The organism is Streptomyces sp. NBC_01716, assembly GCF_036248275.1.
In the GTDB taxonomy this organism is placed as follows: domain Bacteria; phylum Actinomycetota; class Actinomycetes; order Streptomycetales; family Streptomycetaceae; genus Streptomyces.
The window spans coordinates 1930526-1953358 of the sequence record NZ_CP109181.1; the positions used below are offsets into that span (position 1 = coordinate 1930526).

General features: G+C 71.6%; 18 protein-coding genes. 5 read left to right on the forward strand and 13 right to left on the reverse strand.

Annotated features, from left to right (window positions below):
- Positions 1-14 precede the first annotated feature (14 nt).
- A complete protein-coding gene (locus OIE74_RS08280) occupies positions 15-1100 on the forward strand; it encodes a serine hydrolase domain-containing protein (RefSeq protein WP_329380156.1) in 1086 nt (361 codons plus the stop codon).
- Between the two features lie 21 nt (positions 1101-1121).
- Here OIE74_RS08280 and OIE74_RS08285 read toward each other — a convergent pair whose 3' ends face one another.
- From OIE74_RS08285 to OIE74_RS08295, 3 genes are all read right to left on the reverse strand, one after another.
- Positions 1122-1718 (reverse strand): TetR/AcrR family transcriptional regulator, encoded by a 597-nt coding sequence (locus OIE74_RS08285; protein ID WP_329380159.1) that lies wholly within the window; start codon positions 1716-1718, stop codon positions 1122-1124.
- Between the two features lie 78 nt (positions 1719-1796).
- Entirely contained in the window at positions 1797-2477 is a 681-nt protein-coding gene (locus tag OIE74_RS08290; protein WP_329380162.1) for an ABC transporter ATP-binding protein, read from the reverse strand.
- A gap of 106 nt (positions 2478-2583) precedes the next feature.
- Complete coding sequence (locus OIE74_RS08295) at positions 2584-4032, reverse strand: ABC transporter permease (RefSeq protein ID WP_329380165.1); 1449 nt, start codon at positions 4030-4032, stop codon at positions 2584-2586.
- A gap of 118 nt (positions 4033-4150) precedes the next feature.
- Here OIE74_RS08295 and OIE74_RS08300 point away from each other — a divergent pair, with 118 nt between their 5' ends.
- Positions 4151-4546, forward strand: a complete 396-nt coding sequence (locus OIE74_RS08300) for a nitroreductase/quinone reductase family protein (RefSeq protein WP_329380168.1) — start codon at positions 4151-4153, stop codon at positions 4544-4546.
- A gap of 15 nt (positions 4547-4561) precedes the next feature.
- Here the strand turns inward: OIE74_RS08300 and OIE74_RS08305 are convergent, their stop codons facing one another.
- From OIE74_RS08305 to OIE74_RS08325, 5 genes are all read right to left on the reverse strand, one after another.
- Positions 4562-5566: a glycoside hydrolase family 26 protein gene (locus OIE74_RS08305; protein WP_329380171.1), complete on the reverse strand. Its 1005-nt coding sequence runs from the start codon at positions 5564-5566 to the stop codon at positions 4562-4564.
- Positions 5567-5631: 65 nt separating this feature from the next.
- Entirely contained in the window at positions 5632-6660 is a 1029-nt protein-coding gene (locus OIE74_RS08310; protein ID WP_329380174.1) for a LacI family DNA-binding transcriptional regulator, read from the reverse strand.
- A complete protein-coding gene (locus OIE74_RS08315) occupies positions 6657-9086 on the reverse strand; it encodes a glycoside hydrolase family 2 protein (RefSeq protein WP_329380177.1) in 2430 nt (809 codons plus the stop codon). Before OIE74_RS08315 ends, OIE74_RS08310 begins: the two co-directional genes overlap by 4 nt.
- Positions 9087-9215: 129 nt before the next feature.
- Positions 9216-9653 (reverse strand): RidA family protein, encoded by a 438-nt coding sequence (locus tag OIE74_RS08320; RefSeq protein ID WP_329380180.1) that lies wholly within the window; start codon positions 9651-9653, stop codon positions 9216-9218.
- The gene (locus OIE74_RS08325; RefSeq protein ID WP_329380183.1) at positions 9650-10789 is read right to left on the reverse strand and encodes an acyl-CoA dehydrogenase family protein; all 1140 of its coding nucleotides are present in this window, start codon (positions 10787-10789) and stop codon (positions 9650-9652) included. Before OIE74_RS08325 ends, OIE74_RS08320 begins: the two co-directional genes overlap by 4 nt.
- A gap of 106 nt (positions 10790-10895) precedes the next feature.
- Here OIE74_RS08325 and OIE74_RS08330 point away from each other — a divergent pair, with 106 nt between their 5' ends.
- Together OIE74_RS08330 and OIE74_RS08335 are read left to right on the forward strand one after the other, a co-directional pair.
- Positions 10896-12539: an AMP-binding protein gene (locus OIE74_RS08330; RefSeq protein ID WP_329380186.1), complete on the forward strand. Its 1644-nt coding sequence runs from the start codon at positions 10896-10898 to the stop codon at positions 12537-12539.
- Between the two features lie 43 nt (positions 12540-12582).
- Positions 12583-13401 carry a PaaX family transcriptional regulator gene (locus OIE74_RS08335; RefSeq protein WP_329380189.1) on the forward strand — a complete coding sequence of 273 codons (819 nt, stop codon included), beginning with the start codon at positions 12583-12585 and terminating at the stop codon, positions 13399-13401.
- A gap of 54 nt (positions 13402-13455) precedes the next feature.
- Here the strand turns inward: OIE74_RS08335 and OIE74_RS08340 are convergent, their stop codons facing one another.
- Positions 13456-15768 carry a bifunctional salicylyl-CoA 5-hydroxylase/oxidoreductase gene (locus tag OIE74_RS08340; RefSeq protein ID WP_329392210.1) on the reverse strand — a complete coding sequence of 771 codons (2313 nt, stop codon included), beginning with the start codon at positions 15766-15768 and terminating at the stop codon, positions 13456-13458.
- Positions 15769-15812: 44 nt separating this feature from the next.
- The gene (locus OIE74_RS08345) at positions 15813-16640 is read right to left on the reverse strand and encodes an enoyl-CoA hydratase family protein (RefSeq protein WP_329380191.1); all 828 of its coding nucleotides are present in this window, start codon (positions 16638-16640) and stop codon (positions 15813-15815) included.
- A gap of 359 nt (positions 16641-16999) precedes the next feature.
- Between OIE74_RS08345 and OIE74_RS08350 the strand changes: the two genes are divergently transcribed.
- The gene (locus tag OIE74_RS08350; protein ID WP_329380194.1) at positions 17000-17416 is read left to right on the forward strand and encodes an ATP-binding protein; all 417 of its coding nucleotides are present in this window, start codon (positions 17000-17002) and stop codon (positions 17414-17416) included.
- An 11-nt stretch (positions 17417-17427) separates the two neighbouring features.
- On the opposite strand, the gene argF is transcribed toward OIE74_RS08350, so the two are convergent.
- From argF to OIE74_RS08365, 3 genes are all read right to left on the reverse strand, one after another.
- Positions 17428-18480: an ornithine carbamoyltransferase gene (gene argF, locus OIE74_RS08355; protein WP_329380197.1), complete on the reverse strand. Its 1053-nt coding sequence runs from the start codon at positions 18478-18480 to the stop codon at positions 17428-17430.
- Positions 18481-18618: 138 nt separating this feature from the next.
- Positions 18619-19851, reverse strand: a complete 1233-nt coding sequence (locus OIE74_RS08360; RefSeq protein ID WP_329380200.1) for an arginine deiminase — start codon at positions 19849-19851, stop codon at positions 18619-18621.
- A 110-nt stretch (positions 19852-19961) separates the two neighbouring features.
- Positions 19962-22553 (reverse strand): polynucleotide kinase-phosphatase, encoded by a 2592-nt coding sequence (locus OIE74_RS08365; RefSeq protein ID WP_329380203.1) that lies wholly within the window; start codon positions 22551-22553, stop codon positions 19962-19964.
- Positions 22554-22833: the final 280 nt, after the last annotated feature.

Sequence of the window (22833 nt, forward strand, 5' to 3'; positions counted from 1 at the left end):
GGAGGGGAATCGGGATGAGCGTCGAAGGGCATGTGGCCGAGGGGTACGAGACGGTCCGTCAGGTCTTCCGGGGGATGGTGGACGACGGCCGCGAGACGGGTGCCGGTCTGTCGGTGTGGCGGGACGGTGTCGAGGTCGTCCGGCTCAGCGGCGGCTGGGCCGACACCGCGCGGCGGCGTCCCTGGCGCCCCGACACGCTGGTCCAGCCGTACTCGGTCTCGAAGCCGTTCGCCGCGCTCGCGGCCCTGGTGGCGGTCCGGGACGGCGCGCTGACGCTGGACGAACCGATCGGGCGGTACTGGCCCCGGTACGCGGTCGCGGGGAAGGAGCGGACCACCCTGCGTCATGTCCTGACCCACCAGGCGGGCCAGGCCCGGTTCCCGGTGGCGGCCGTGGGGACGGATCCGCTGGACGACGCCCGGCTGCGGGAGATCCTGGCCGCGTCGGCTCCGGAGTACGTTCCCGGTACGTCGCTGGGCGAGCACGCCCTGACGTACGGGCATCTGATCGACGGGGTGCTGCGGGCCGGGGCGGGCATCTCGCTGGAGCGGATGTTCGCCGACGTCGTACGGCCGGCGCTGGGTCTTGACGGCTGGTTCGGGGTGCCCGACGGTGAACTGCACCGGGTCGCCGAGCTTGAGCCGGCCTCCCCCGAGTGGTCCCAACAGCTGCCGCAGGAGCCGTGGTTGACCATCCCGGCGGGTCTGCTCGACATGGAGCGGATGAACTCCACGGCCTGGCGGCGGTCGGTCTTCGGCGCCGCCAATCTGCACGCCACCGCGACCTCCGTGGCGGAGTTCTTCGACGGCCTCACCCGCACGGACGGACCGGTCCACCGGCTGCTGGGCAGCGAACTCCACGCGGCGTATCTGGCGCCCCAGGTGCGCCGGCACGACGAGGTCTTCGCGACCACCGTCGGCTGGACGCTGGGGCTCATACGCGACGACGGGAAGATCGCGAAGGGCGGGCTCGGCGGGTCGGCGGCGTGGTGGTCGATCAAGCACGGGCATTCGTGCGCGTTCCTGACCCGCCGGCTGGACGATCTCTCGCGGGCCGCCGAGATCGCGGCGGCGCTGGGTGACGACCTGAGCCTGCGGTGAGCCGGGCGACGGATCGAGCGGTCAGGAGCGGTCTTCTTGTGCACCGGACGGGGGCCAGTGCTCCAGGAGCGTGTGCAGGGCGTCGAGGGCGCGGACCCAGGAATCCTGGGGCGCACGCGCGTGCGCGAAGCCGCCCGCCGACTCCAGGGCGACGAACCCGTGGAACGTGCTGCGCAGCAGCCGCACCGCGTCGGTGAGATCGGGCTCCGCCAGCCCGTAGCCGCGCAGCATGCCGTACGCCAGCTCCACCGCCCGCCGGGGCCCGGACGCCTTCGCCGCCAGTTCGGGGTCGATCCGGACCGGGGCCTGGGTCGCCGTGTAGCGGCCCGGGTGCCGGTGGGCGTAGTCCCGCCAGGCGTCGGCGTACGCGACCAGCGCGTCCTTGCCCGCCCGGCCGGCCGTCGCCTCCGCGATACGGAGGGTCTTCTCGTCCGCCGCCAGCAGCGCGATCCGGCCGCGCAGGTCCTCCAGACCGCGGACGTGCGCGTAGAGGCTCGCGTCCGTCACGCCGAGCCGCCGGGCCACCCGCGACATGGAGAGCCGGTCGAGCCCGACCTCGTCCGCCAGTTCGGCGCCCGCGAGCGTCACCCGCTCCGCCGTCAGCCCGGCCCGCGCCATTCGCCCACCTCTCGCCGTTCCCGGGAACTCCCCGGTCCACAAAGGTAGGGGGCCCGGGAACGGCGAGCAGTGTCCGGGCTACTCCGGGCGTTCGGTGATGGTGATCTTCCCGCGCTTGATGGTGGCCAGACGGGTCGCGCGGCGGGCGATGGCACTGTCGTGGGTGACCATGACGAACGTCAGCCCGTGCTCCTTCCACAGCCCTTCGAGCAGATCCATGATCTCGTCGCGCATGGACTCGTCGAGATTGCCGGTGGGTTCGTCGGCGAGCAGCACCTTGGGCCGCTTGACCAGCGCCCGCGCGATGGCCACGCGCTGCTGCTGACCGCCGGACATCTCGGAGGGCACATGGTGCAGGCGCTCCCCCAGTCCGACCGAACGCAGGGCCTCCGCCGCCCGCTCGCGCCGCTCCTTGGCCTTCGTACCGAGCGGGACGAGCGCGGTCTCGACGTTCTCCTGCGCGGAGAGGGTGGGGATGAGGTTGAAGCTCTGGAAGACGAAGCCGATGGTCCGGCCGCGTACGGCGGTGAGTTTCGCCTCGCCGAGCCGGGCGAGGTCGGTGCCGTCGAGCAGGACGCTGCCCGCCGTGGGCCGGTCGAGGCCGCCGAGCATCTGGAGGAGGGTGGACTTGCCGCCGCCGGTGGGGCCCTTGATGACGAGCCGGTCCCCTTCACCGATGGTCAGGTCGACGCCGGCGAGCGCGTCGACGGTGTCCTTGCCTCTGCGGTACTGCTTGGTGACGCCGCTGAGTTCATACATGGTGCGACTCCTGGGCTGCTGACTCTGCCGGCTGTGCTGTGTCTGCCGGCTCTCCGTGGCTGCTGCTGACTGCCGGTTGCGCGCCGTTCATCGGACGCGTCCGGCGCTACTCGACGCGGCGCAGCGCGTCGGCGGGCCGGAGCCGGGAGGCGCGCCAGCCGCCGAAGGCACCGGCGATCAGGCCGCCGGTCACCGCGAGACCGACCGCCAGGGCGATCGTGGCGGCGGAGATGGGAGCGGTGAGGGCGATCTCGACGGCCTTGTCGGCGGCCTGTCCGCCGGGGCCGCCGGCCCGCATCAGGCCGCCGCCCGCACCACCGCCGCCACCGCCCGCGGCGCCGAGCTGGGCGGTCAGGGACGGGCTGACGGCAGTCAGCGCGTAGGCCCCGGCCACGCCGACGGCGATGCCGAGCACACCGCCGACCAGACCGTTGACCATCGCCTCGCCGACGACCTGCCGGGTGACGCGCCCGCTCTTCCAGCCGAGGGCCTTGAGCGTGCCGAACTCCTGTACGCGACGGCCGACGGCCGACATGGTGAGCAGGCCCGCGACGACGAACGCGGCGACGAGGACGGCGATGGACAGCCACTTGCCGACGTTGGTGGCGAGGTCGGACGCCGTGGAGAGGGAGCCGGAGACGGTGTCCGCGAGATCGGCGGACGTGGTGACGGTGGTGCCCGCGATGTTCTCCTGGATGGCCGACTTGACGGCGTCGATCTGCTGCGAGTCGTCGGCCTGGACGTAGACCGTGGTGACCTTGTCCTTGGAGTCGGACAGGGTCTGCGCCTGCTTCAGCGGTATGTACAGATTGGCCGCCGCGTCACCGCTGTCGGCGGTGGCGATACCGATGATCTCGAACTTCGTTCCCTTGATGGTGACTTCGCTGCCGACCTTGTACTTCTTCTCCTTCGCGTACGCCGAGTCGACGACGGCCACCTCGGCATCGGTCTCGGTCGTCTTGAACGCGCGGCCGTCGGTGATCTTGGAGGAGGTCAGCGGGCCGAGGTCCTGCCGCGCCGTGTCGGTGCCGTAGACCGTGTAGGAGTTGACGTCGAAAGCGGCTCCGCCGCCCCGTACCTCGCCCTGCGGCCCACCGCCGCCACCGCCACCACCGACCGTGCCGCCTTCCCTCGGCTTGAACTCGCCGGGCTTGAACTCACCGTCGACCTTGACGACGGTGAGGCTGAGACCGCCCACGGCACTGGCCACGCCGGACTGTCCTGCGACCTCGCCGACGGTGCTGGACGCCAGGGTCTGGAAGCCCTGCGGCATGACGACGTCGTTGCTCTGCTTCTCGTCACCGTCCTCCGCGTCGAAGTTGAAGCGGGGCCGTGCGCTGCCGCCCTCGGACGGGGGCGGGGCGGCCTTGGTGACGGTCATGTCCGTGCCGAGTCCGTACAGCGACTCCAGCACCTTCCCCTGGGCCTGCTGCATGCCCGAGGAGACGGAGTTGACGACGATGACCAGCGCGATACCGAGTGCGAGCCCCGAGGCGACGACCAGCGCGGCCTTTCGGCGGCGGCGCAGTTCGCGCCTGAGGTAGGTGAGGAACATGGCCCGAAAAATATGTACGGCGCGTGATGACAGCATATGAGCGACGTAAGAGAAGGATGAGAAGCCGACAGAGCGAAGAGCGAAGAGCAGAAGAGAAGAACGAAGGGGAGAGTCACGGATGTCGCGCTACGACGAGATCAAGCACCGGGCCGTCACGACGTTGCAGAGGCGGGTCGCCAATCCGCTCTCCCGGCGGATGCCGGGGCAGGTGCTCCTGGAGACCACGGGGCGTACGTCAGGACAGCCCCGCCGGACCCCCGTCGGCGGGAGCAGGGTCGGCCAGGAGTTCTGGCTGGTGTCCGAGTACGGCGACAAGTCGCAGTACGTACGGAACATCCTGGCCGACCCGAGGGTCCGCGTCCGGATCAAGGGCACGTGGTACGCCGGGACCGCGCACCCCGTGCCGGAGGACGACCCGCGAGCGCGGCTCAAGACCCTGCCGACGGGCAACAGCGCGATGGTCCGGCTGATGGGTACGAACCTGCTGACGGTGCGCGTCGACCTCGACGGCTGACCGGGCGCGGTGCGATCAGGGCAGCGCGACCTCCCCCTGGTTCAGGACGCGCGGGTGGAAGTAGCCCGCCTGGATCTCGGCGTTGGAGTTGCTGCCCTGCAACTGCTCGGACCAGAGCATGAAGTACGACCAGCGTGTCTGGCTGTCGAGCAGCGCGGCGTTGGGGATCTTGCCCATCTCGGCGATGGCGATCGGCTTGGTGCCCGCGATCGTCCGCAGCTGCTGGTAGTCGGCCGCGCTGGGGTGGCCCTTGTACCAGACGTCCAGCGACACCACGTCGACGTAGCCGTCACCCGGGTAGTACGAACTCCAGCCGCCCGCCGGGTTGTCCTGGACGTTCCAGACCCAGAGCAGGTTGTCGAGGCCCTTGCCCGCGAGATGGTCGCGGGTGAGCTGGTAGAGCCGGGCGCCGCCGTTCGGCCCTGGGCGCTCACCCCACCAGTTCCAGGACTCGTTCATCTCGTGGAGCGGGCGGAACAGTACGGGGACGCCCGCGTCCTTGAGCTGTCGGAGGTACGGGACGACCTCGTCCAGGCGGCGCTTCCACGCGGTGTTGAGGGCCGTGCCGTCGGTGATCGTCGCCTCGAACTCCTCCTTCGAGATCCTGGACTTGACGCCGCCGTCGAACTCGCACGAGCTGCCGACGGTCGGCGGGCAGACATGCCAAGTCAGCGTGACGAGTGAGCCGTTGGCCCATTCGGTCTTCGCCTGGTCGATGACGCGCTGCCGGCCCGCGACGTCCTCGGCACGGAACATGAGGTCACCGCCCCAGAGGCCCGGATACTGGCCGGTGATGTCCTTCACGAGCTGCGTGTAGCGGCCGGGGGCCGATGCCGGTTCCTTGTTGTGCTGGCCGGAGACGACGCCCGAACCGGCGATGGACTTCAGGTAGTTCAGCACCTCCTGCTTGGGTGTGGCCGGGAACGCCTGGGCGGGGGCGGGGGCGGCGGTGAGGGACATCACCGCCGTGGTGAGTGCCGCCGTGGCGACGGCGACGAGCCTGGATCGGTTTCCGCGCATGGCGAAGCGAACCTTCCTCTTCGGTGGGGGGTTGCGGGAGTCGCGCTGTTCGTCGAAGCGGCGGGTTACGGGGATGGTGGGCCGGTCGAGCCGCGTGGCGTCAGGGTCGGGGTGGGGACCTGCCGGGCGGCGACGCGCCCGCCGCCGATGAGGTCGTACATCGCCCGCGCCACCTCGGCGCCGAACGCGTGGATGTCATGGCTCATCGCCGACAGCGGCGGATGCGTGAGCCGGCACAGCTGCGAGTCGTCCCAGGCCAGCAGGGACACGTCCGCGGGGACCCGGAGCCCCATCTCGGCGGCGACGGACAGTCCGGCGACGGCCATGAGGTCGTTGTCGTACATGATCGCCGTGGGGCGCCCGGCGGAGGCGAGCAGCGAGCGGGTGGCGCGGGCGCCCGCGCCGCCGGAGAAGTCGGTGGTGCTCTGCCGCCCTTCCGGCAGGCCGAGTTCGGCCATGGCCGCCGTGAAGGCCTCCCGGCGCAGGGCGCTGTGTCCCAGCTCGGCCGGTCCGCCGACACGGGCGATGGAGCGGTGGCCGAGGGCCGCGAGATAGCGGACGGCTTCGGTCACGGCCGTACCGTCGTCCGTCCACCGGGCGGTGAACGGCCCGGCGAGCGACGGATGGCCGACAGCGATCACCGGCATGCCGAGCTTGGCGAGCGCCGGGACGCGCGGGTCGTCGCTCCGGAGGTCGACAAGCACGGTGCCGGCGACCTGGCCGGATCGCCACCAGTGGTGCTGGAGTTCGATCTCCTCGTCCGCGTCGCGCACCAGGCGCAGCAGCAGCGCACCGGAGTGCTCGGTGAGGAAGCTGCCCATGCCGGAGATGAAGTCCATGTAGAAGGGTTCCAGGCCCAGTTGGCGGGCTGGGCGGCAGATCGCGAGCCCTACGGTGCCGGTCCCCCGCGCTCCTCGCGCGCGGGCCGAGCGGTTGGGCTCCCAGCCCATCTCCCTGGCGGTCTCAAGGATGTGCGCCCGCGTGGTCTCGGACACGCCCGGCTTGTCGTTGAACGCGAGGGAGACGGCGGCGCGCGACACGCCCGCGCGGGCGGCGACGTCCCTGATCGTGAGCCGCTGCCCCGCCGCGCTCACGCGGGCTCCACCGCGAACAGCGCGGCCCGGACGGCGGCCGGCCCGCCGGCCCCGGCGCCGTCCCAGCCACGTACCCGGATGGTGACGCTCTCGCCGGGCAGCAGAGTGAGCAGCCCCCGGTCGGCGACGGCCGTGGGCGCGAGCCGGTCCGCCTGGAGCAGCAGATCGCGCAGCAGCGTACGGGCGGTGACAACGACGTCCACGACGTCGGCCCCGCTGTTCACGAGGTCCACGTCGTAGCGCGGCGCGGGGAAGGCGAACTCCCGGTCGCGTACGGGGAAGTGGACCGCCCGCAGCTCTCCCGCGTCGGCGACCAGGAACTCCTTCGCGGAGCCCGCGTCGGGCAGGAGTTCACCGGGCACCGTCGCGACGGCGACCGAGCGCGCCCCGGCCCGTGCCGTCACCGTCCCCTCGGCGAGGGTGCGGCCGTCGCCGGCCATGCGGCGCAGCCGTACCTCGGCGTCCCAGCGTGCCGGTGACTGGTTGTCGGCGACGACGGCCGGGCGTCCTTCGCGGTTCTGTACGGTGAGGAGCCGGTCCGCGTACAGCCGTTTCAGTGCGTGATAGAGCGGCTTGAGGCGTTCGTCGCCGTCGATGGCGGCCCAGGAGGTCACCGGCCAGCAGTCGTTGAGCTGCCACAGGACGGTGCCCGCGCAGACCGGCCAGTGGGAGCGCCAGTGTTCGATGCCTGTGGCGACGGCGCGCGCCTGGTTGAGCTGGGTGAGGTAGTGCCAGCGGTCGAAGTCCGCCGGCCCCGGCCCGGGTACGGCGAAGTGGTGGGCGAGGCCGCGCTCCAGTTTGCCGTTGCCGTCGTGGGCCTTCTGGTGGTGCAGCATGCCGGGCGACGTGGGGAGAAGTTCCTCCCCCGGCAGCGCGCGCCGCAGGGTGGCGTGGGCGGGCGGTGCCTGCCAGCCGAACTCGGCGACGAAGCGGGGGACTTCATGGAGGTAGTCCGTGTAGTCGGTGCGGTTCCAGACGTCCCAGGAGTGCGCGGTGCCGTGCGCCGGGTCGTTGGGGTGGTGGTCCCAGGAGCCCGACCAGGGGCTGCCCGCCCAGTAGGGCCTGGTGGGGTCGGTCTCGGCGACGACGCGGGGCAGCAGGCCCAGGTAGTAGCCCTCGCCCCAGGAGTCGCCGCCGAGCGCGGGCTCCCAGTCCCAGTCGCGGAAGCCCCACAGGTTCTCGTTGTTGCCGTTCCACAGGACGAGGGAGGCGTGCGGCATGAGGCGGGTGACGTTCTCGCGGGCCTCGGCCTCGATCTCCGAGCGCAGCGGCTGTTCCTCGGGGTAGGCGGCGCAGGCGAAGAGGAAGTCCTGCCAGACCAGCAGGCCGAGTTCGTCGCAGACGTCGTAGAAGTCGTCGCTCTCGTAGATGCCGCCGCCCCAGACGCGTACGAGATTGACGCCCGCGTCGGCGGCCTGGGTGAGGCGGGTGCGGTAGCGGTCGGGGGTGATGCGGGAGGGGAAGACGTCGTCCGGGATCCAGTTGACGCCGCGCGCGAAGACGGGCTCGCCGCCCACGGCCAGGGTGAAGGCGGTGCCGTGCGCGTCGGTGCCGGTGTCGAGGGTGACGGTACGGAATCCGATCCGGCGCCGCCAGCGGTCGAGAACGGTGCCGTCGGCATCCAGCAGCTCCAACTCGGCGTCGTACAAGCTCTGTTCGCCGTAGCCTCGGGGCCACCACAGTGCGGCGTCGGGGACCTCGACGGTGAGTGCGGTGTGCGCGCCGTCGAAGTCGGCGGAGGCGGTGTGGCCGCCGACGCGGGCGCGGGCGGTGAGGACCCCGCCGCCGGTGGCGGTGCGCTCGACTTCGACGCGCAGTTCGGCGCGGCCGGTCGTGCCGTCGACGGTCACGAGCGGGCGGACCGTGGTGAGCCGGGCGGTGGACCAGTGCTCAAGACGGACGGGCTTCCACATACCGGCGGTGACGAGGGTCGGCCCCCAGTCCCAGCCGAAGGAGCAGGCCATCTTGCGGATGTACTGGAACGGTTCGGGATAGGAGCCCGGCCGCTCTCCCACCAGGGCGCGGACCGCTTCGGCCTCGGTGTAGGCGGAGGTGAACTCCACGCGCAGCGGGGTCGGGGCCGCCGGGTCCAGCCGGTCCGTGATGTCGAAGCGGTAACTCCGGTGCATGTTGCGGGTGTTGGCGACGCGTTCACCGCCCACGCTGACGGTCGCGACGGTGTCGAGGCCGTCGAAGACGAGGTCGGTGCGCTCGTGCGCGGTGTCGCGGGCGCCGAGCACGGTGTCGTAACGCCAGTCGGTACGGCCCACCCAGGCCACTTCGGTCTCGTTCCGGGAGAGGAACGGGTCCTCGATCTGCCCGGCGTGGAGGAGGTCGGTGTGGACGCAGCCGGGGACCGTCGCCGGCAGGTCGGCCTGCTCGTGGCGCAGCGTCCAGCCCTCGGTCAGGGGGGTGACGTCCTTCATGCGGATGCTCCGTTCTCGGACGGCGTGCCGCTCAACGTAGAGCCGGTCACGTGGTCCGGTCCATAGACCGGTCAAGCAAATTTCCGCAGTGTGGGTAAGGGAGTTGACGTCGGATTACTTAACCTTTACTCAACTCACCGGTCCGGGACGCGGGTCCTCGCCGGGCACCATCGCGATGCCGTCCAGCTCCACGAGCGCGCTCTCGTCCCAGAGCCGCACCGTGCCGATCACCGCCATCGCCGGGTAGTCGCGGCCCGCGAGCCGCTTCCACACCCGTCCCAGTTCGGCGGCGTGGGCGCGGTAGTCCGCGACGTCGGTCGCGTAGACGGTGACGCGCGCGAGATGGGCCGGGGTGCCGCCCGTCGCGGCGAGCGCCGTGAGGAGGTTGCCGAGTGCGGTCTCGAACTGCTCGACCAGGGTCTGCCCCACGATCGCGCCCGTCCGGTCGAGCGCGGTCTGGCCGGCCAGGAACACCAGCCGTCCTTCGGTCGCCGTCACGCTCACCGCGTGCGAGAAACCGGAAGGCGGGGAGAGTTCGGCGGGGTTGGTCCGCTCCAGGCCGCTCATCCGTACAACTCCTTCGCGATGATGGTGCGCTGGACCTCGGTGGCGCCCTCGTAGATGCGGGGCGCGCGGACTTCCCGGTAGAGGTGTTCCAGCAGATGCCCGCGTCGCAGGGCGCGTGCGCCGTGGAGTTGGACGGCGGCGTCGACCACGTACTGCGCGGTCTCCGTCGCGAACAGCTTCGCCATCGCCGAGCGGCGCGGCACGTCCGGCGCCCCCGTGTCGTACGCCTCGGCCGCCGCGTACACCAGCAGCCGGGCCGCCTCCGTACGCGTCGCCATCTCAGCGACCTGGTGGGAGACGGACTGGAGGTCCTTGAGCGGGCCGCCGAACGCGGTGCGGTCGGCGGTGTGGGCGAGAGTCGCTTCCAGCGCGGCGCCCGCCATGCCGACGGCGAAGGCACCGACGCTCGGGCGGAAGAGGTTGAGGGTGTCCATCGCGACCCGGAAACCCCGGTCCACCTCGCCCAGGACATCGGCGGCGCTCACCGGTACGGAGTCGAGGGCCAGGGCGCCGATGGGGTGCGGCGAGAGCATCTCGATCGGGGTGCCCGTCAGTCCGGGCCGGTCGGCGGGGACGAGGAACGCGGTGACGCCGCGCGCGCCCGCGCCCGGGGTCGTACGGGCGAAGACGGTGTAGAAGTCGGCCTCGGGCGCGTTGGAGATCCAGCGCTTCTCGCCGGTGAGCAGCCAGCCGGGGCCGTCACCGCCTCCGGGGCCGTCCGGGCCGTCTTGCGGTACGGCGGTGAGCGCGAGCGCCGCCGCGTCCGACCCGGCGCCCGGCTCGCTCAGCGCGAACGCGGCCACGGCGCGCCCCGCCGCCACCTCGGGCAGCCAGCGCGCCCGCTGTTCGTCGGTGCCGGACCGGAGGACGGGATGGCTGCCGAGCCCCTGGAGGGCGAGCGCGGTCTCCGCCTCCGTACATTCGTGGGCCAGGGACTCGCGCAGCAGACAGAGATCGAGCGCCCCGGCGCTCAGCATGCGGTCGAGGAGTCCCAGCTCACCGAGGGCGGCGACCAGCGGGCGGTTGATCCGGCCGGGCTCGCCCTTCTCCGCGAGCGGGCGCAGCCGGTCGGCGGCGAGGGTGCGCAGCTCGTCACACCAGGACTTCTGTGCCGGATCGAGCGAGAATACGGGCATCCGGGCCCTCACTTGAATCGCGTCTATCGCGGACTGTTGACTGTCGTCACCCACACGATACGCTCGATGCACAAGGCCACCAAGCCACCCCACGAGGGGGCGAACGATGGAGCTGACACCGGCGGTACTCACACCCTCGGCGCACCGCGACACTTTTCCGCGCGACCATCTGCCGCCGCCCGAGCAGTGGCCGGAACTCGTCTTCAACCCGCCCTCCCTGCGCGGGCCCTACCGGCTCAACTGCGCCGTCGAACTGCTCGACCGCACCGTGGACCGCTTCGGCGCCGGCCGCCCCGTCTTCCATCTCCCCTCGGGCGACACCTGGTCGTACGGTCAACTGCGCACCCATGTCGACCGGATCGCCCACGTCCTGACCTCCGACCTGGGTGTGGTGCCCGGCAACCGGGTCCTGCTGCGCGGGCCGACGACGCCCTGGCTGGCCGCGTGCTGGCTCGCCGTGCTGAAGGCGGGCGCGGTGGCGGTGACGGTGCTCGCCCAGCAGCGGGCGAGCGAGCTGGCCACGATGTGCGAGATCGCGCGGGTCGGACACGCGCTCTGCGACGTCAGATCGGTGGACGACCTGGTCAAGGCAGAGGTGCCGGGGCTGCGCGTCGCGACGTACGGAGGGGACGCGCCGGACGATCTGCTGCGGCTGGCGGCAGGGAAACCGGAACGGTACGAGGCGGTGCGGACCGCCGGCGACGACGTCGCGCTCATCGCCTTCACCTCGGGAACGACGGGGCGGCCCAAGGGCTGTATGCACTTCCACCGCGATGTGCTCACCATCGCCGACACGTTCTCGCGCCATGTGCTGCGCCCGGAGCCGGACGACGTGTTCGCCGGCAGTCCGCCGCTCGGCTTCACCTTCGGGCTCGGCGGGTTGGTGGTCTTCCCGATGCGGGCGGGCGCCTCGGCGCTGCTCCTCGAACACGCGGGCCCCAGGCAGCTGTTGGGGGCTGTCGCCGAACGCGGGGTGTCCGTGCTGTTCACGGCGCCGACCGCGTACCGCGTGATGCTCAACGAGCTGGCCGGGGCGGGCGGGGCCGCGTACGACATCTCCGGGCTGCGCCGCTGTGTCTCGGCCGGGGAGAACCTGCCCGCCGCGACCTCGCAGGACTGGTACGAGCGGACCGGGATCCGCGTCATCAACGGCATCGGCGCCACCGAGCTGCTGCACATCTTCATCTCGGCCGCCGACGAGGCGGTCAGACCCGGCACGACGGGCCTGCCGGTGCCCGGCTGGGAGGCGCGCGTCGTGGACAAGTCCGGCGCCCCGGTGCCCGACGGGGAGCCGGGGCTGCTGGCGGTCCGTGGCCCGGTCGGCTGCCGCTATCTCGCCGATCCGCGCCAGACCGTCTACGTACGCGACGGCTGGAACCTCACCGGAGACACCTACGTGCGGGAGCCCGACGGCTACTTCCGCTATGTCGCACGCGCGGACGACATGATCATCTCGGCCGGGTACAACATCGCGGGCCCTCAGGTCGAGGAGGCGCTGCTGGCACATCCCGACGTGACGGAGGCGGCGGTGGTGGGCCACCCCGACGAGCTGCGGGGCCAGATAGTGGCGGCGTACATAGTGCTGCGCGAGGGGGTGCGGCCCGGCGAGGAGGAGCGGGAAGCGCTCCGCGCCTTCGTCACGTCGCGGCTGGTGCCGTACAAATGCCCGCGCGTCTTCGAATTCCTGGACGCGCTCCCCCGTACGCCGACGGGCAAACTCCAGCGGTTCCGGCTCAGGCCGGGCGCCTGAGCACCCCTCAGAAGCCGTTCCGCCCACCCCTTAGAGTGATCACGTGGCCGAGCAGCACACTCCGCGATCCCTGATCGTCACCCTGTACGGCGCGTACGGCCGGACACCGGACGGCGCCCCGCTCGCCGTGGCCGAGCTGGTCCGGCTGCTCGGCGCGCTCGGGGTCGACGCGCCGTCGGTGCGGTCGTCGGTGTCGCGGCTCAAGCGCCGGGGGCTGCTGATCGCCGAGCGCACGGCGGAGGGCGCGGCGGGTTACGCGCTGTCGGCCGGCGCGCGGCAACTGCTCGACGACGGCGACCGGCGCATCTACGACCGTCCGGTGCCCCGGCTGTCGGACGGCTGGGTGCTCGCGGTGTTCTCCGTCCCGGAGGCCGAGCGGCACAAGCGTCATCAGCTGCGGTCGCGGCTGGCCCGGCTGGGCTTCGGGACCGCCGCGCCGGGTGTGTGGATCGCGCCGGGCCATCTGTACGAGGAGACGCGGCACGCGCTGGAGCGGCTGCGGCTCGACCCGTACGTCGACCTGTTCCGCGGCGGGCACCTGGGCTTCGCGGCGACGGCGGATGCGGTGGGGCGGTGGTGGGACCTCGGGGAGATCGCCACGCTGCACACCGGGTTCCTGACGGCGCACGAGCCGGTGCTGCGGCGGTGGCAGACGCACGGACCGGCCCCCGCCTCGGCCGAGGACGCCTACCGGGACTATCTGCTCGCCCTCGACTCCTGGCGCCAACTGCCTTATGCCGACCCGGGGTTGCCGGTGGAGCTGCTGCCCCGGGGGTGGCCGGGCGGGCGTTCGGCGGAGGTCTTCACGGCGCTGCACGCCCAACTGCGGGAGGCGGGGGCGCGGTTCGTACACCCCGCGTGAAGTGAGGTGACCTGCCGGGGCGGGCGGGGATGCCGGGGCCAGGGGCAGGTCAGCTCAGCTCAGGGTGAGCCTCGGTTTTGGGCCGTCCGTGCGGCCCGTCGGGGGTGTGCGGCTGCCCGCGCGGTACGGCAGTGGCCACGGCGCGGCAGGACCGCTGTAGCCCTGGTCGGCCGCCGCGTGCAGGGTCCAGTGCGGGTCGTAGAGGTGGGGGCGGGCCAGCGCGCACAGGTCGGCGCGGCCGGCCAGCAGCAGTGAGTTGACGTCGTCCCACGACGAGATGGCGCCGACGGCGACCACCGGCACCGAGAGGGTGTTACGGATCCGGTCGGCGAACGGTGTCTGGTAGGAGCGGCCGAACTCGGGGCGTTCCTCGGCGACGACCTGCCCGGTCGACACGTCGATCGCGTCGGCGCCGTGCGCGACGAACGCGCGGGCGATCTCGACCGCCTCCTCGGCGGTGTTGCCGCCCATGGCCCAGTCGGTGGCGGAGATCCGTACCGTCATCGGCCGGTAGTCCGGCCACAACTCCCGTACCGCGTCGAAGACTTCGAGCGGATAGCGGAGCCGTCCCGCGAGGTCGCCGCCGTACGCGTCGGTCCGGGTGTTGGTCAGCGGGGAGAGGAAGCCGGAGAGCAAGTACCCGTGGGCGCAGTGGAGTTCGAGCAGGTCGAACTCCGCGTCGGCCGCGCGGCGGGCCGCCGAAGCGAACTGCTCGCGGATCGCGGTCAGTCCGGCCGGGTCGAGGGCGTGCGGGACCTGGCCGACCTCCGGCAGGTACGGGAGGGCGGAGGCGGCGGACAGCGGCCAGTTGCCGTCCGGCAGAGGCTGGTCCATGCCCTCCCACATGAGGCGGGTGGAGCCTTTGCGTCCGGAGTGGCCGAGTTGAACGCCGATCGCGGCGCCGTGCTCGCCTGCCCCGGTGGGTGCGCCGTGGTGCACGAAGTCCGTCACCCGCCGCCACGCCGCGCCCTGTTCGTCCGTCCAGAGCCCCGTGCAGCCCGGCGTGATCCTGCCCTCCGGGCTCACGCACACCATCTCGGTCATGACGAGACCCGCCCCGCCGAGGGCACGCGCCCCGAGATGCACGAGATGGAAGTCGCCGGGCATGCCGTCCTCGGCGACGTACATGTCCATGGCCGAGACGACGACCCGGTTGCGCAGGGTCAGTCCCCGCAGCCGGAAGGGGGTGAACATCGGGGGCGTACCGGGCTCGCAGCCGAAGTCCGCCTCCACCGCGCCGGTGAATCCGGCGTCGCGCAGGCGCAGATTGTCGTGCGTGACGCGGCGGCTCCGGGTGAGCAGGCCGAACGCGAACTGCCGGGCCGGCTGGTCCGTATACGTCGCCAGCTCCTCGAACCAGCGCAGACTCGCCGCCGCCGCGCGCTGCGTGGACTCCACGACGGGCCGCCGCTCGGCCTCGTACGCGGCGAGCGCGGCGGGCAGCTCCGGCCCCTGCTCCTCGATACACGCCGCGAGCGCCAGGGCGTCCTCGACGGCGAGCTTCGTGCCGGAGCCGATGGAGAAGTGCGCGGTGTGGGCGGCGTCGCCGATGAGGACCACGTTGCCGTGGCTCCAGCGTTCGTTCACGACCGTACGGAACGCGGTCCAGGACGACTTGTTGGCGCGCAGCGCCCGGCCGTCCAGCGCGTCCGCGAAGATCTTGGCGCACTGCTCGGTGGACTGCCGCTCGTCGAGCGTGTCGAACCCGGCGGCGTGCCAGACCTCTTCGCGCATCTCGACGATGACGGTGCTGGCGTCGGGCGAGAACGGATAACCGTGCAGCTGCATCACACCGTGCTCGGTCTCGGCGATCTCGAAGCGGAACGCGTCGAAGGCGAAGTCGGCGGCGAGCCAGATGTAGCGGCAGCGCTCGGTGGTGACGGTGGGCCGGAAGACATCGGCGTGGGTCTGGCGGGTGCGGCTGTTGACCCCGTCGGCGGCGATCACCAGATCGTGGGTGGCGGCGAGTTCGGCGGCGGGCGGTGCCTGGGTGCGGAAGCGGAGCCGTACGCCCAGTCCCGTACAGCGCTCGTGCAGGATTTCGAGGAGCCGGCGGCGGCCGAGGGCGGCGAAGCCGTGACCGCCGGAGGTCAGGGTGCGGCCCCGGTGGACGATGTCGATGTCGTCCCAGCGCACGAACTCGTCCTGGAGGGCGCTGTGGACGGTGCGGTCGGCGTGCTCGATACCGCCGAGGGTCTCGTCGGAGAGGACGACCCCGAAACCGAAGGTGTCGTCGGGGGCGTTGCGCTCCCAGACGGTTATCTCGCGGCGCGGGTCGAGCCGTTTGAGCAGGACGGCGGCGTACAGCCCGCCGGGGCCGCCGCCGATGACGGCGATCCTGAGAGGTTCCCCGGCTGCCCGGCCCACCGGCGCGGGTGCCTGCGACGGTGCCTGTGCCCGCGCCGACACGGTCAGCGGCCCTGCCACTTGGGCGGGCGCTTCTCCGTGAAGGCGGCGTGGAACTCCGCGTAGTCCTCGCCGTTCATCAGCAACGCCTGCGTGGCCGCGTCCAGTTCGACGGACGCGGCGAGCGGCATGTCCAGCTCGGCCGTGAGCAGCGCCTTGGTCTGCGCGTACGCGAGGGCCGGGCCGTCCGCGAGCCGGCGGGCGAGTTCGTGTGCGCGGGTGCCGGCGGCGCCCTCGTCGGTCAACTCGCTGATGAGGCCGATCCGTTCGGCCTCGGGCGCACGCACGGGCTCGCCCAGCATCAGCAGCCGGGTGGCATGCCCGAGGCCGACGACGCGCGGCAGCAGATAGGCCGCGCCCATGTCACCGCCGGAGAGACCGACGCGGGTGAAGAGGAACGCGAAGCGCGCGGTGGGGTCGGCGACCCGGAAGTCGGCCGCCAGCGCGAGGACCGCACCGGCACCGGCCGCGACCCCGTGCACGGCGGCGATCACCGGGAACGGGCATTCGCGTACGGCCCTGACGACCTGTCCCGTCATCCGGTTGAAGTCGAGGAGCTGGGCGGTGTCCATGGAGAGCGTGGCACCGATGATCTCGTCCACGTCTCCGCCCGAGCAGAAGCCGCGCCCCTCGCCCGCCAGCACGAGGGCACGGACGGACCGCTCCCTGGACAGCTCGGCGAGCAGGTCGCGCAGGTCGGCGTAGGCGCCGAAGGTGAGGGCGTTGAGTTTGTCGGGCCGGGCGAGGGTGACGGTCGCGACGCCGTCCTCGCGTGTCAGCCGCAGATGGCGCCACTCCTCGGTGCGGGGGGTGGAGCCGGAGAACGGGCTCATGGGGTGCGGCCTCCTTCAGCTCGATGCTGTGTGCCGGTCGCCCGGTGGGCGCGGGACGCCGGGGCGGACCCCGCGGACCCTCGAAAGCAAGGTATCACTTGTCCGTGACTTCCGTCACGAGTACGCGATAAGGTGCGCGCCGACCGCGTCGGGCGCGTCTCACCGGTGCCGCCAAAGGTCCCGGGTGATATGTGGCGGAGGTCCCATTTCCAGCGGTCCGCTGCCCCTTGTGAACATGTTTACGCTCCGTAAAGCTGGCCCAAGCCCCTCCCGTGCCGGGAGACTCCCCACGTTCCGGCCCTGGATCTCGTGGCATCTCCACAGCACCTCGGAACAGCACCTCGAACGGAATTCCCGCCTTGCCCGAAAGACCGGACACCGCCTTCTGGCGCATCACACTGCCGCACAACGCGGCAGCTGTGCCGATGGCGCGTGCCCTGATCCGTACGGCGCTGGCCGACATCGGGCCGACGGCGGACAGCGACACGGCGGAGCTGCTGACCGCTGAGCTGGTCGCCAACGCCGTCGAGCACACGGATCCGGCCGTCCCCATAGAGCTGGTGGTCGAGCTGCTGCCGTCGGGCTGCCAGATCGAGGTCCACGACGGCGACCCCGGCCCGCCGGGCGACCTGACGACGCCGGTGCCCGGCCAGATGCCGGACCCCTGGCAGGAGCACGGCCGGGGGCTGCTCCTGATCCGCAGGCTGAGCGCCGACTGCGGTCATCGCCCGACGGATCAGGGCAAGGCGGTCTGGTTCACGCTGTCAGCACGCTGAGCCGCCCGGCGTCACCGGCGCGCCTGGCCGGGCGCGGGGGCGGGCGCGAGGCCCGGGGCCAGGTCAGGGGCCAGCGTCGCGACGAGTACGGCCTTGATGGTGTGCAGCCGGTTCTCCGCCTCGTCGAAGACCACCGAGTGCGCGGACTCGAAGACCTCGTCGGTCACTTCGAGTTCCGTGAGCCCGTGGCGTTCGTGGATCTCCCACCCGACGACCGTCCCGAGGTCGTGGAAGGCCGGGAGGCAGTGCAGGAACTTCACGTCCGGATTCCCGGTCGCGCTCAGCACGTCCATCGTCACGCTGTACGGGCCGAGCGCCGCGATGCGCTCGTCCCAGACCTCCTGCGGCTCCCCCATCGACACCCATACGTCCGTGGCCACGAAGTCGGCGCCGCTGACACCCTCCGCGATGGACTCGGTGAGGGTGATGCGGGCGCCGCTGATCTCGGCGGCCTTGCGTGCCACGGCGACGACGTCGTCCGCCGGCCAGTAGGCGCGGGGCCCGACGATCCGTACGTCCATGCCCAGCAGCGCGCCGGTGACGAGGTAGGAGTTGCCCATGTTGTAGCGGGCGTCGCCGAGGTAGGCGAAGACGATCCGGTCCAGCGGCTTGTCCGTGTGCTCGGTCATCGTGAGCACGTCGGCGAGCATCTGGGTGGGGTGCCAGTCGGCGGTGAGTCCGTTGAAGACGGGCACTCCGGCGTGGGCGGCCAGCTCCTCGACGGTCGACTGCGCGTCGCCCCGGAACTCGATGCCGTCGAACATCCGGCCGAGCACGCGGGCGGTGTCCTTCGCGGACTCCTTCTTCCCGATGTGCGAGCCGGCCGGGTCGATGTACGTCGTGGAGGCACCCTGGTCGGCGGCGGCCACCTCGAAGGCGCAGCGGGTGCGGGTGGATGCCTTCTCGAAGATGAGGGCGATGTTCTTGCCGCGCAGGAGCTGGACCTCGTTGCCCGCCTTCTTGGCAGCCTTGAGCCCGGCGGCCAGCTCGACCAGCCCACGGAACTCCTCGGCGGTGAAGTCGAGCTCCTTGAGGAAGTGGCGGCCTGCGAGTTGTATCGCCATGGTGGCTGCTCCTGCTTCGCGAATACGGGGACTGGGGGGATACCGGGACCTGTACGGGACCGATACAGAGACCTTGGAACTATATACGCCATTCCGTATTGGTATACAGAGGGTCCTGAGGCCGGGCGGCCGCTTGGATCACACGGCGTCCCGCTCGATCGGGCAGCTCATACAGCGCGGCCCGCCCCGCCCCCGGCCCAGCTCACTGCCACGGATCTCGATCACCTCGATCCCCTGCTTGCGCAGAAAGGTGTTGGTCGTGGCGTTGCGCTCGTACGCCACGACCACCCCCGGCTCCACGGCCAGCACGTTGCAGCCGTCGTCCCACTGCTCGCGCTCGGCCGCGTGCACGTCCTGGGTCGCGGTCAGGACACGGATCCTGTCCAGGCCCAGGGCGGCGGAGATCGCGCGGTGCATGTGCTCCGGCGGATGGTCGGTCACCTTGAGTTCGTTCCCGCCCGCGCCCGGCTCGATCGTGTACGAGCGGAGCATGCCGAGGCCCGCGTACTGCGTGAAGACGTCGCGGTCGACCATCGTCATCACCGTGTCGAGATGCATGAAGGCGCGCCGCTTGGGCATGTCGAGCGCCACGATCGTCCGGGCCGAGCCGGCCTCGAACATCCCGCGCGCCAGCATCTCGACGGCCTGCGGCGTGGTGCGCTCGCTCATCCCGATCAGCACGGCGCCCTCACCGATGACCAGGACATCGCCGCCCTCGATGGTGGAGGGATAGTCGGCCTGCCCCTCCGACCAGTGGTGGAAGGGTCCGGCGTCCGGTCCGGTGAAGAGCGGGTGGTGCTTGTAGATCGCCTCGAAATGGACGGTCTCGCGCTGCCGGGCGGGCCAGCGCATCGCGTTGATCGAGACACCGTCGTAGATCCAGGCGGAGGTGTCGCGCGTGAAGATGTGGTTCGGCAGCGGGTCGAGCAGGAAGTCGTCCAGGTCCATGACATGGAAGCGGACGGAGGTCGGTTCGGCGTGACTGTCCAGGAACTCCCGCTTGGTCATCCCGCCGACCAGCGCCTCAGCGAGCTCGTCCGTCGGCAGCGAGTCGAAGACCGCGCGGAGGTGGTCGGTGGCGAGCGGCCCGTACTCCTTCTCGTCGAAGACACGGTCCAGGACGAGGGCGCGTGCCGTCGGGATGTCCAGGGACTCGCGGAGCAGGTCGCCGAAGAGATGGACCTTGACGCCACGGTCGCGCAGGACGTCGGCGAAGCCGTCGTGCTCCTCGCGCGCGCGGCGCACCCAGAGCACGTCGTCGAACAGCAACATGTCCTTGTTGCTGGGGGTGAGCCGCTTGAGCTCCAGGTCGGGGCGGTGCAGTATGACGCGGCGCAGCCGCCCGGTCTCGGAGTCGACGTGGAATCCCATGCCCCCATCCTCGCGGATCGGGTGGCTTTCACACGGCGAATGCCCCAGAGACCGGGCGACGGGGTGACGGGGCCGGGGCCCCGGGCCCGCGAAGATCCGCCGGACGGGGCCTAGAGCCGGGGGTCGACCGGTTCCGACTCCAGTGCCAGCACCGCGAACACCGCCTCGTGGACGCGCCACAGCGGCTCGTCGTCCGCCAGCCGGTCCAGCGCTTCGAGGCCGAGCGCGTACTCCCGCAGCGCCAGCGACCGCTTGTGCCCCAGGAACCGGCCGCGCAGCCGCTCCAGACTCGCAGGCCGGGTGTACTCGGGGCCGTAGATGATCCGCAGGTACTCCCGCCCGCGCACCTTGATGCCCGGCTGCACCAGCCGACCCTTGCCGTCCCGTACGAGAGCCTGGAGCGGCTTGACGACCATGCCCTCGCCGCCGCGCCCGGTCATCTCCAGCCACCAGTCGACCCCGGCCCCCACCGACGCCTCGTCGCCCGTCTCCACGACCAGCCGCCGGGTGACCTGGAGCAGACCGGTCGGGTCGTGCTCGGTCAGGCGGTCGAGCCAGGCCAGCTGCCGGTCGTGCGGCACGGCGGCCAGACTGCGGCCCCGCGCGGCGAGGAGCTGGAACGGCGCGAGCCGTACGCCCTCCAGGCCGTCCGTCTCCCAGCAGTAGCGGCGGTACGGCTCCGTGAACGCCGCCGCGTCGGCGGCCCGTTCCCGCTGGCCGGCCAGCAGCGCGCCCACGTCGACGCCGCGGGCCACGGCCGCTTCGAGCGCACCCGTCACGGCCGGGAAGGCGGCGCCCGCAGCCGCGCCGACCGCCGCGTACTGCGTGCGCAGCAGGCCGGTGGCCTTCAGCGACCAGGGCATCAGCTCGGCGTCGAGGAGCAGCCAGTCCGTTTCGAGCTCGTCCCAGAGACCGGCGGCGCCGACGGCCGTACGGAGGCGGCCCAGGATCTCCTCGGTGACCGCCGGGTCGTCGAAGAAGGGCCGGCCGGTGCGGGTGTGCAGGGCGCCGGTCGGTGCGTCGTGGCCGCCCGCGCCGCCGTCTGCGTCTGCGTCACCTATGCCGAAGCGCTCGCGCGCCACGGCCGCGTCGCGGCAGATCAGGGCCACCGCGCGCGAGCCCATGTGCTTCTCCTCGCACACGACCCGCTCCACACCGTCGTCGCGGTACTGCGCGAACGCCTCGGCCGGGTGCTCCAGAAAACCGTCCTCGCGTGACGTCGCGGTGGGCGCCATGGTCGGCGGCAGGTAGGCGAGCAGCCGCGGGTCGACCGCGAAACGGCTCATGACCTCAAGGGCCGCCGCCGCGTTCTCCTCGCGCACCGCGAGCCGGCCCATGTGGCGGGTCTCCACGACACGCTTGCCGTGCACGTCGGCGAGGTCGAGCGGCCGGCCCTCACGGCCGCCGGGGGCCGCCGTGTGCAGCGGCTTCGCCGGCTCGTACCAGACGCGCTCCGCCGGTACGTCGACCAGCTCACGCTCGGGCCAGCGCAGCGCCGTCATCCTGCCGCCGAAGACGGCGCCGGTGTCGAGGCAGATGGTGTTGTTGATCCAGGAGGTGTTCGGTACGGGGGTGTGCCCGTACACGACCGCCGCCCGGCCCCGGTAGTCCTCGGCCCACGGGTAGCGCACGGGCAGGCCGAACTCGTCCGTCTCGCCGGTCGTGTCGCCGTACAGCGCGTGCGAACGGACCCGGCCCGATGTGCGGCCGTGGTACTTCTCCGGCAGTCCGGCATGGCAGACGACCAACTTGCCGCCGTCCAGGACGTAGTGGGAGACAAGACCGTCGATGAAGGCCAGCACCTCCGCGCGGAAGGCGTCGTCCTCCTTCTCCAACTGCTCGACGGTCTCGGCGAGTCCGTGGGTCAGCTGGACCTTGCGGCCCTTGAGCCGGCGGCCGAGCTTGTTCTCGTGGTTGCCCGGCACGCACAGCGCGTTGCCCGCGGCGACCATGCGCATCACGCGGCGCAGCACGCCGGGGCTGTCGGGGCCGCGGTCGACGAGGTCACCGACGAAGACCGCCGTACGGCCTTCGGGGTGCGCACCGTCGCCGTCCGGGTAACCGAGCTCGGCCAGCAGTGTGTCCAGCTCGGAGCGGCAGCCGTGGATGTCGCCGATGATGTCGAAGGGGCCGGTGAGGTGGGTGAGGTCGTTGTAGCGGCGCTCGGTGACGACCTCGGCGCGCTCGACCTCTTCGACGGTGCGCAGGATGTGGACCTTGCGGAAGCCCTCGCGTTCGAGCCCGCGCAGCGAACGGCGTAGTTCCCGCTGGTGGCGCTTGATGACATGGCGGGGCATGCCGGCGCGGTCGGGGCGGGCGGCGTTGCGTTCGGCGCATATCCCTTCGGGGAGATCGAGGACGATGGCGATGGGCAGCACGTCGTGCTCCCTGGCGAGCCGCACGAGCTGCCGGCGGCTCTCCGGCTGGACGTTGGTGGCGTCGACCACCGTGCGGCGGCCGGCGGCGAGGCGCTTGCCCGCGATGTAGTGGAGTACGTCGAAGGCGTCGCCGCTGGCGCTCTGGTCGTTCTCGTCGTCGGCGACGAGGCCGCGGCAGAAGTCGGAGGAGATGACCTCGGTGGGCTTGAAGTGGGCGCGCGCGAAGGTCGACTTGCCGGAGCCGGTGGCGCCGATGAGGACGACGAGGGAGAGGTCGGTGACGGGCAGGGTGCGGGTCTCGTTGGTCGTGGGGTTGTCGTTCATGCGGCCTTCTCCTCCTTCGTGGTCGTGACGGCCATGGTGAACACCGCCATCTGTGTGGGCGGCCCGAACTCTCCGATAGGACATACTTCCTTGACAGGATCAGGGCCATACCCCCGATTCTCACAGCGGCGATCGAGACGACTCGCCGCGCGATCCGCTGTTACGTCTATGCACGTATCTCACAGGACCGCACCGGCGCACCTGGGTACAGGCCGGGCTGATCGACCTCTCCACCCCACACGGCCGTATGACCGCGCGCATCCTTGGAGCCGGAGCATCT

Coding starts and splice junctions, on each gene's coding strand:
- OIE74_RS08330 (WP_329380186.1), top strand. CDS start 10,896: ATGGAGCTGACACCGGCGGTACTCACACCCTCGGCGCACCGCGACACT.
- argF (WP_329380197.1), bottom strand. CDS start 18,480: ATGGCGATACAACTCGCAGGCCGCCACTTCCTCAAGGAGCTCGACTTC.
- OIE74_RS08300 (WP_329380168.1), top strand. CDS start 4,151: ATGTCGCGCTACGACGAGATCAAGCACCGGGCCGTCACGACGTTGCAG.
- OIE74_RS08320 (WP_329380180.1), bottom strand. CDS start 9,653: ATGAGCGGCCTGGAGCGGACCAACCCCGCCGAACTCTCCCCGCCTTCC.
- OIE74_RS08280 (WP_329380156.1), top strand. CDS start 15: ATGAGCGTCGAAGGGCATGTGGCCGAGGGGTACGAGACGGTCCGTCAG.
- OIE74_RS08360 (WP_329380200.1), bottom strand. CDS start 19,851: ATGGGATTCCACGTCGACTCCGAGACCGGGCGGCTGCGCCGCGTCATA.
- OIE74_RS08285 (WP_329380159.1), bottom strand. CDS start 1,718: ATGGCGCGGGCCGGGCTGACGGCGGAGCGGGTGACGCTCGCGGGCGCC.
- OIE74_RS08325 (WP_329380183.1), bottom strand. CDS start 10,789: ATGCCCGTATTCTCGCTCGATCCGGCACAGAAGTCCTGGTGTGACGAG.
- OIE74_RS08345 (WP_329380191.1), bottom strand. CDS start 16,640: ATGAGCCCGTTCTCCGGCTCCACCCCCCGCACCGAGGAGTGGCGCCAT.
- OIE74_RS08365 (WP_329380203.1), bottom strand. CDS start 22,553: ATGAACGACAACCCCACGACCAACGAGACCCGCACCCTGCCCGTCACC.
- OIE74_RS08295 (WP_329380165.1), bottom strand. CDS start 4,032: ATGTTCCTCACCTACCTCAGGCGCGAACTGCGCCGCCGCCGAAAGGCC.
- OIE74_RS08305 (WP_329380171.1), bottom strand. CDS start 5,566: ATGCGCGGAAACCGATCCAGGCTCGTCGCCGTCGCCACGGCGGCACTC.
- OIE74_RS08290 (WP_329380162.1), bottom strand. CDS start 2,477: ATGTATGAACTCAGCGGCGTCACCAAGCAGTACCGCAGAGGCAAGGAC.
- OIE74_RS08315 (WP_329380177.1), bottom strand. CDS start 9,086: ATGAAGGACGTCACCCCCCTGACCGAGGGCTGGACGCTGCGCCACGAG.